Raw genomic sequence first — 8,320 nt, forward strand, 5'->3', positions numbered from 1 at the left:
ACCGGCCGTGGAACCCGAGTCCGCCGTCACCACCTGCTACCGCCATCCCAAGGTGGAGTCGTATGTGAGCTGCACCCGCTGCGAGCGGTTCATCTGCCCGGACTGCATGCGCGAGGCGGCCGTCGGCCATCAGTGCCCCGAGTGCGTGCGCGAGGGCGCGCGGTCGGTCCGCCGGCCCCGGACCGTCGTCGGCGGCCGGGTCTCGACGGTGCCGGTGGTGACCTACGTCCTCATCGCGCTGAACGTCCTCGCCTACCTGGGCGAGCTGATACGCCCGGCGCTGGTCGACCGCTTCCAGATGCTCGGCGCGGCGCTCACCGGGCCGGACGGCGGCCTGTACGTCTGGGACGCGGCCCACCCGGACGGCTACCAGCCCACGGGTGTGGTGGACGGCGAGTGGTACCGCCTGCTGACCGGCGCGTTCCTCCATCTGCCGGCCACCGAGGGCACGTTCGGGATCCTGCACATCGTGATGAACATGGTGTCGCTGTGGAACCTCGGCCGGCTCGTGGAGTACCGCCTCGGCCGGGTCCGCTACCTCGCCCTCTATCTGCTCTCCGCGCTCGGCGGCTCGGTGCTGGTCCTGCTGATCGCGCCCACCGCCCCCACGGTCGGCGCGTCCGGCGCGATCTTCGGAGTCGGCGCCGCCTACTACGTCCTCGCCCGCCGCCTCGGCGACGACATGAACACCGTCAACCGCTTCATGGCGGGCCTCGTCCTCTGGCTCGTGATCTCCGCGGCCTTCACCTCCTGGCAGGGCCACCTGGGCGGCCTCCTCACCGGCGGGGCGATATCCCTGGCCTACGCGTACGCCCCGCGCGGACCGCGGCAGGCCCTGATCCAGGCGGCGGCCTGTGCGAGCATGCTGGTGCTGCTGGCGGCGGTCGCGTTCGCCAAGGTGTCCGAGCTGACCGGTGGAGGCGTGGCCCAGTGAGACGTACCCGCATCCTGCTGTGCACGGTCGTCCCCGTCGTCCTCGGCGCGACCGCCTGCTTCCTCGGCCCCACCGACTCCGCCGTCGGCCCGGCCGGGGCCTCCGTCACCACCACGCAGCACCCCCGCGCGGAGGCCAAGAGCCGCGCCGAGCAGGAGCGGGCGGCCGACGACAAGCTGATCGCGAGCCTGCCGCCCGGTCTGGCCGCACCGGCGAAGAAGACGCTGGCCCAGCAGTTGGTGTCCAGTGCCGAGAACTCGACCCTGGACTGGCGCGACACCTTCGGCCGGATCGAGGACCTCGGCGACGGGCAGGGCTACACGGCGGGCGTCATCGGCTTCTGCACCGGTACGAACGACCTGCTCACCCTGGTCGAGCGCTACACCGCCGACCACCCGGACAACGGGCTCGCCCGGTATCTGCCCGCCCTGCGCGCGGTCGACGGCACCGACTCGCACGAGGGCCTCGACCCCGGCTTCACGGCCGCCTGGAGGGCGGAGGCCGAACAGCCGGCCTTCCGGCGGGCCCAGCTCGCCGAGCGCGACCGCGCCTACTTCGAACCGGCGGTCCGCCTCGCCAAGCTCGACGGCCTCGGCACGCTGGGCCAGTTCGTCTACTTCGACGCGATGGTCTTCCACGGCCCCGGCATCGACGCCGACGGCTTCTACGTCCTGCGCGAGCGTGCCCTGCACAAGGCGGACTCCCCCGCCCGGGGCGGCTCCGAGACGACGTACCTGGACGCCTTCCTCGACGTCCGCCGCGCGGCCATGCGGGAGAAGAACCCCGGCACCGACACCAGCCGCGTCGACACGGCCCAGCGACGGTTCCTGGACGACGGCAACCTCGACCTGAGCACACCGCTGCGCTGGCAGATGTACGGGGAGACGTACCGGGTGCCCTGAGCGCCGCGCGGGCGGGCTCAGGCCGGTGGTGGGCGTCCCGTCGACCAGCCGTGGAGGGTGAAGGCCGGCCAGTGGTTCTCGGGGAGGCGGGTGCGGGCTGCGCTCAGGGCCTCGACGGGGGTGCGGCCGGGGAGGTTCTCGTAGAACGAGCGGGCCATGCGGGCCGCGACGCTGTCGGGGACCTCCCACAGGGCGCCGATCGCAACCCGGCCCCCGGCGCCCAGGAACGCCGTCGCCAGGGTGGGCGCGTCGGCGAGCCGGGGATCCGCGGCGGCCGACTCGCAGGACGAGAGGAAGACGACGGACGGGGCCCGCCCGCCCGCGCAGGCCCGTTCCAGGTGCGACAGCGTGAACAGCCCGTCGGAGAGGACCAGCCCGGAGCGGTCGGGACGGTCGGCGTCCAGGACGCTGTGTCCCGCGAAGTGGAAGAGGTCCGCCTCGGCGAGGAGCCGGGTCACGGCGTCCCTGGTCACCGGCCGGGAGGAGTCCGTCAGGACGAGACGCTCCGGCCCGGACAGCGCGGCGAAACCGCGGCGGCACTCATCGATGTGCCGGCGCAGGGTGCGGCTCGGGTCGCAGGCGACGAAGGCGGCCTTGCGCAGCGGCAGGTCGGCCGAGCGCAGCGCTCGCGCGAGGAACTCGGCGTTCGGGATCTGGAGCACCTCCCAGGTCCGGCCCAGGGGGATGCCGGTGGCGGGCAGCGGAACGGCGTGCCAGGGCACCCAGTTCAGGTCCGCGGCGGTGACGGCGATCCGGGTGAGGCCGCGGGAGTCCGTGGCGTCGAGGACGGGCCCGAGGAAGCGCGCGCCGAGCCAGGTGAGCAGGGCGCGGAAGGTGTCCGGGGTGTCGGAGGTGAGCCGGTGCAGCCGGATCTCGGTGGCGCTCGCGGATCCCCCGGTGGCGCGGGCGACCTCGGCCAGCGGGATCCGCCGGGCGCCGTCCTCGACACGGACGCCGTCGGGGCCGTTGCGCAGGACGAAGCAGGCCAGGTGGAGGGTGTCGTCGACGTGGATGTGGAGGAGCAGGACGTCATGGGGCAGGCGCGCGCCGAGTGCGCGCAGCAGGTCCGCGCGCGGCGGCGGTGCGGTCGTGCGGGCCGCGGTCAGGGCGCGGCCGGTGTGCCGGTCGGACGCCCACCAGCGTTCCTCCGGGCTTCTGCCGAGGCGGCGCAGCACGGTGGCGTGCAGCCTGCGGATCTCCAGGGAGCCGCGCGTCACCTCGGCCTTGTACCGGGCGGGGGCCTGTCCGACGCGCAGTGCCTCCAGCTCGTCCAGGGCCTCGTCCAGGAGTTCCAGAGCGGCCGCCAGGTCTTCACGGCCGACGTACCGCTCGGCCGCGTTGAACAGGCTGTCCGTCAGCCAGCGTGGCTGCCCCGCGCCCCTGAGGATGTCGACGGCCTCCAGCGAGGTGCGCAGGGCCTGTTCGCCGAGGCCCAGGACGTCGAGTGCGGTCGCCGCGTTGGTGAGCGCGCCGCCCACCAGCGCGGGGCCGTCGACCTGCGGGGCGAGCAGGCGAACGCGGTCGACCAGGGCACGGACCTCGGCGGCCGGCGCCTCGCCGAGGGGGCGCTTCGCGTAGCCGATGACGGTCCCCAGGAGATTGGTGGCCGTGAGCAGCTCGCGCCGCCGGTCGTCGAGCCGTTCCCGGATCGTGAGGGCTCGGCGGAAGCACCCGGCCGCCTCGGTGGCCCGCTCCGGCCGCCGCTCCCGCCGGGCCAGGGTGACAAGGGCCTTGCCCAGCGAGTTGAGCAGAGAGGCTTCCCGCGCTCTCCACTGCTCGTCGCCCCGGTCCGATGCCTCGGTGATCACCTCCAGCCCTCTCTCCAGAACCCGGCGCGCCTCGTGGAGTTGCCCGGCACCGGCTTCGGTGTACTCCGACAGGGCGTTGCCCAGCGTCAGGGCCGCGTCGGGAAGCGTGTCCCGGAAGCCGTGGCGCTCCGCCAGGTCCATCGCCTCGCGGCCCACCGTGATCGCCTCCTCGATCAGCGCGCTCTCGTTCCAGGCGCTGTTCTCCTTCAGCACGGTCGCGAGTGTGAGGCTCACCCGCTGCCGTTCCCTGGGGAGGCCGTCGGCCAGTTCGCGGGCCTCGTCGAGGAGGATCCGCGCCTCCCGCAGCCGGGCCTCCGGAGTGCTCCCTCCCTGCACACTCACCACGATCGCCAGGTTGGTCCGGCATCTGACGGTCCACCAGGGGTGGCCCAGCAGGTCGGCGGCGCGCAGCGCGGTCCGCAGCCGCATCTGCGAGGAGCGCGCCTCGCTCTCCGTCGCGGTCCGGCCCAGGCCGAAGGACGCGTGGATCTCCTTCTCCAACTCCTCTCGGGAGGGATGACAGCGGCGCAGCCGGCGGTAGTGTGCGCGCACCCCGGGCTCGACGGGACCGAGCCAGGCGGGGACGTCCTCGGGTGCCGCGCCCACGCCCGGCGGCACGGGGAGTTCCGGCGCGGCGGGTGTGCGGGCCGCCGCGTCCCGGGCCCGCTCCAGCAGCACGGCGGTGGCCCGTTCGGCGAGGAACGCGGCCTTGACGCCGACCCAGTCGACGAGGTCGGTCGTGTCGTGCAGCCAGGAGAGGGCCCATTGGGCACCTCCGCAGCCGGAGGACTGCGCCAGCTCGATCACCGTCGTCTGGAAGAGCCGGCGCAGCACACCGTCCGGCAGCGCGGTGAAGTCACCGTCGCGCAGGAGGGCGAGGGCCGCGACGGGATCGTCCAGCCGGGCGCGGATGTGGACACGGGCGGCGAGGAGCAGGGCCCGGCCCTCGGCGGTGACCGCCGTGTCCTTCTTCTCCAGCGTCGCGGTGAAAGCGGCCTCCCAGGCGGGGAGTTGCCCGGCGGGGGCCCGGGTCCACCGGCCCTCGTCCAGCACTTGGCGGAAGGCGTCGCCCCCGGAGCGGCCCTGCCCCTGCACGAACAGGGTCAGCGCCTGGTCGAAATCACCCGCCGCCAGGTGCGCGCAGACCAGATGGAAGTACCGCTGGTCGGCCTTCTCGGTGTCCCCGGCGGCCTGGAAACACGCCACGGCCCGGGTGAAGTGCCGGGCCGCCTCGCGGTGCCGCTCCAGGTCGTCGGTGAGGAGGTTGCCGAGGTTGCCGTGCAGACAGGCCAGGACGGACATGCCGTCCGGCGTTCCGGGCTCGGCCCCGGCCTCGTCGGCGAGGCCGCGCAGACCGGTCTCGTAGACCTGACGGGCCTTCTCCGACCGCCCCTCGCGGCGGTGCAGGCTGCCGAGCGTGACGGCGACATTGGCCGCCACCTGGGCCGCGCCCGACGACAGGGCTTCGCCGAACGCCTCGTCCAGCAGGGCGAAGGCACGCTCCGGATCGGAGTCGGAGAGTTCCCCACCGCAGTTGACCAGGGCGGCGAGCCGGACCCACTCGGTTCCCGGGGCAGGTGGGGCGTGCAGGATCTCCTCGAAGTGCAGCACGGCCTCGTCGCTGTCGCCGGTCCGTGCCGCCACGACCCCGGCGAGCAGGCCCGACCGGGCGCGCAGGAGCGGTTCGTCCAGTCCGTGGCTGTCCAGGAGGTGCAGGGCGGTCTCGGCCACCCGTCGGGCCGCGGCCGGTGCCGACTCCACGCGGGACGAGGCCCAGTCCAGGGCGGATTCGACGACCTCGGCACGTCGGCCGGCCGGCAGTGCCGCGAAGGCCGTGTTGTCGGGCCATCCCCCGGCACCGACCGCTTCCCAGTCCACGTCGCCCTCCATCCCCTGCCCGTGGCCGACGGCCAGCCAAGCACGAACGGCCCGCGCCGCAGGCGTCTTTGACAAAGGCGGCGGCGCCTGCCCCCAGGTCCGGTCGGGGACTGGGGCAGGCGCCGTCTGTGTTCCGTACGCCTTTGTACGGGACGTTTCTCGGGGGCCGTCGGTCAGACGGTCAGGGAGCGGTCCGTCGGGCGGATCGGGGCCGGGAGGTCGCTGGCGCCGGTGAGGAAGCGGTCGCAGCCGCGGGCGGCCGAGCGGCCCTCCGCGATCGCCCAGACGATGAGCGACTGGCCGCGGCCCGCGTCACCGGCGACGAAGACGCCCGGCACATTGGTCTGGAAGTCGGCGTCACGGGCGATGTTGCCGCGCTCGTCGAGGTCCAGGCCGAACTGCTCGACCAGGCCGTTCTCCCGGTCGGTGCCGGTGAAGCCCATGGCGAGGGTGACGAGCTGGGCGGGGATCTTGCGCTCCGTGCCCGGCTTCGGGGTCAGCCTGCCCTCGACGAACTCGACCTCGGTCAGGTGCAGCCACTGGACGTTGCCGTCCTCGTCGCCCTCGAAGTGGGTGGTGGAGACGGAGTAGACCCGCTCGCCGCCCTCCTCGTGCGCGGAGGTCACCTTGTAGAGCATCGGGAAGGTCGGCCACGGCTGGTGCGGGGCGCGCTCCTCGCCCGGGCGGGGCATGATCTCCAACTGGGTGACGGAGGCCGCGCCCTGGCGGTGGGCGGTGCCCACGCAGTCGGCGCCGGTGTCGCCGCCGCCGATGACGACGACGTGCTTGCCCTCGGCGGAGACGGGGGACGTCACGTAGTCGCCCTCCTGCACCTTGTTCGCCAGGGGCAGGTACTCCATCGCCTGGTAGACGCCCTTCAGCTCCCGTCCGGGGACCGGGAGGTCACGGGCGGTGGTGGCGCCGGCGGCGATGACGACGGCGTCGTAGCGCTTCTTGAGGTCGGTCGCCTTGAGGTCGCGGCCGATCTCGATACCGGTGCGGAAGCGGGTGCCCTCCGCGCGCATCTGCTCGATACGGCGGTTGATGTGCCGCTTCTCCATCTTGAACTCGGGGATGCCGTACCGCAGCAGGCCCCCGACGCGGTCGGCGCGCTCGTAGACGGCGACGGTGTGGCCGGCCCGGGTGAGCTGCTGGGCGGCGGCCAGGCCGGCCGGGCCCGAGCCGATCACGGCGACGGTCTTGCCGGACAGGCGCTCGGGGATCTGCGGGGCGACGGTGCCCGCGTCCCACGCCTTGTCGATGATCGAGACCTCGACGTTCTTGATGGTGACGGCGGGCTGGTTGATGCCCAGCACGCACGCCGACTCGCAGGGGGCGGGGCACAGCCGGCCGGTGAACTCCGGGAAGTTGTTGGTGGCGTGCAGCCGCTCGGAGGCGGCGCCCCAGTTCTCGCGGTAGGCGTAGTCGTTCCACTCGGGGATGAGGTTCCCGAGCGGACAGCCGTTGTGACAGAACGGGATGCCGCAGTCCATGCAGCGGCTGGCCTGCTTGCCGATGATCGGCAGCAGCGAGCCGGGGACGTAGACCTCGTTCCAGTCCTTGAGGCGGACGTCGACGGGGCGGGACGTGGCGACCTCGCGGCCGTGGTTCAGAAAGCCCTTCGGGTCAGCCATGGGTCGCCGCCTCCATCATCTTCTCGGTGATCTCGGACTCGGAGAGTCCCGCTCGCTCGGCGGCGTCCTTGGCGGCGAGCACTGCCTTGTACGTGCTGGGGATGATCTTGCTGAAGCGGTCGGCGGACGCGTCCCAGTCCGCGAGCAGCTTCTCGGCGACCGTGGAGCCGGTCTCCTCGGCGTGGCGGCGCACCACGTCGTGCAGCCACCGCTTGTCGGCGTCGTCCAGCGTCTCGACGGCGCTCAGGTTGCCGGCGTTGACGTTGTCGCGGTCGAGGTCGATGACGTAGGCGACACCGCCGGACATGCCGGCCGCGAAGTTGCGGCCCGTCTCGCCGAGGACGACCGCGTGACCGCCGGTCATGTACTCGCAGCCGTGGTCGCCCACGCCCTCGGAGACCACCAGCGCGCCGGAGTTGCGCACGCAGAACCGCTCACCGGTGCGGCCGCGCAGGAACAGCTCGCCGCCGGTTGCGCCGTAGGCGATGGTGTTGCCGGCGATGGTGGAGTACTCGGCGAGGTGCTCGGCGCCCCGGTCGGGGCGGACGATCACGCGGCCGCCGGAGAGGCCCTTGCCGACGTAGTCGTTGGCGTCGCCCTCCAGGCGCAGCGTGACACCGCGCGGCAGGAAGGCGCCGAAGGACTGGCCGGCGGAGCCCGTGAAGGTGATGTCGACGGTGTCGTCGGGCAGGCCCGCGCCGCCGAACTTCTTCGTCACCTCGTGGCCGAGCATGGTACCGACCGTGCGGTTGATGTTGCGGACCTTGACCTGGGCGCGCACCGGCTGGGCGTCGGCCTGGGAGTCGGCGGCCAGCGCGTCGGCGGCGAGCTTGATCAGCTCGTTGTCGAGCGCCTTCTCCAGACCGTGGTCCTGGGGGACGGCGTGGTGCAGGACCGCGCCCTCGGGCAGCTCGGGCACGTGGAAGAGCGGGGCCAGGTCGAGGCCCTGGGCCTTCCAGTGGTCGACGGCGCGCGCCACGTCGAGGACCTCGGCGTGGCCGACGGCCTCCTCGATCGAGCGGAAGCCCAGCTCGGCGAGGAGTTCACGGACCTCCTCCGCGATGAACCTGAAGAAGTTCACGACGTATTCGGCCTTGCCGGCGAAGCGGTCGCGCAGCACCGGGTTCTGGGTGGCGATGCCGACCGGGCAGGTGTCCAGGTGGC

Annotated in this window: 5 protein-coding genes; 2 read left to right on the plus strand and 3 right to left on the minus strand. The window is 73.1% G+C overall.

The features are described 5' to 3' along the window. Nucleotides 1–7 precede the first annotated feature (7 nt). Both G6W55_RS32440 and G6W55_RS32445 read left to right on the plus strand, forming a co-directional pair. Nucleotides 8–934, plus strand: a complete 927-nt coding sequence (locus G6W55_RS32440) for a rhomboid family intramembrane serine protease (protein WP_175524290.1) — start codon at nucleotides 8–10, stop codon at nucleotides 932–934. Then, nucleotides 931–1,836, plus strand: coding sequence for a chitosanase (locus G6W55_RS32445; protein WP_175524291.1), 906 nt, complete (start codon nucleotides 931–933; stop codon nucleotides 1,834–1,836). The genes G6W55_RS32440 and G6W55_RS32445 overlap by 4 nt, the downstream gene beginning before the upstream one ends. Nucleotides 1,837–1,853: 17 nt before the next feature. Here G6W55_RS32445 and G6W55_RS39495 read toward each other — a convergent pair whose 3' ends face one another. The 3 genes from G6W55_RS39495 to G6W55_RS32460 all read right to left on the minus strand — a co-directional run. Beyond that, the gene (locus G6W55_RS39495; RefSeq protein WP_175524292.1) at nucleotides 1,854–5,522 is read right to left on the minus strand and encodes a CHAT domain-containing protein; all 3,669 of its coding nucleotides are present in this window, start codon (nucleotides 5,520–5,522) and stop codon (nucleotides 1,854–1,856) included. Nucleotides 5,523–5,695: 173 nt separating this feature from the next. Next, nucleotides 5,696–7,156, minus strand: coding sequence for a glutamate synthase subunit beta (locus tag G6W55_RS32455; RefSeq protein WP_175524293.1), 1,461 nt, complete (start codon nucleotides 7,154–7,156; stop codon nucleotides 5,696–5,698). Beyond that, a partial coding sequence (locus G6W55_RS32460; protein ID WP_254876531.1) for a glutamate synthase-related protein occupies nucleotides 7,149–8,320 on the minus strand: 1,172 nt, incomplete at its 5' end. The genes G6W55_RS32455 and G6W55_RS32460, both read right to left, overlap by 8 nt.

The organism is Streptomyces sp. CAI-85 (assembly GCF_013363615.1).
Taxonomy (GTDB): domain Bacteria; phylum Actinomycetota; class Actinomycetes; order Streptomycetales; family Streptomycetaceae; genus Streptomyces; species Streptomyces antibioticus_B.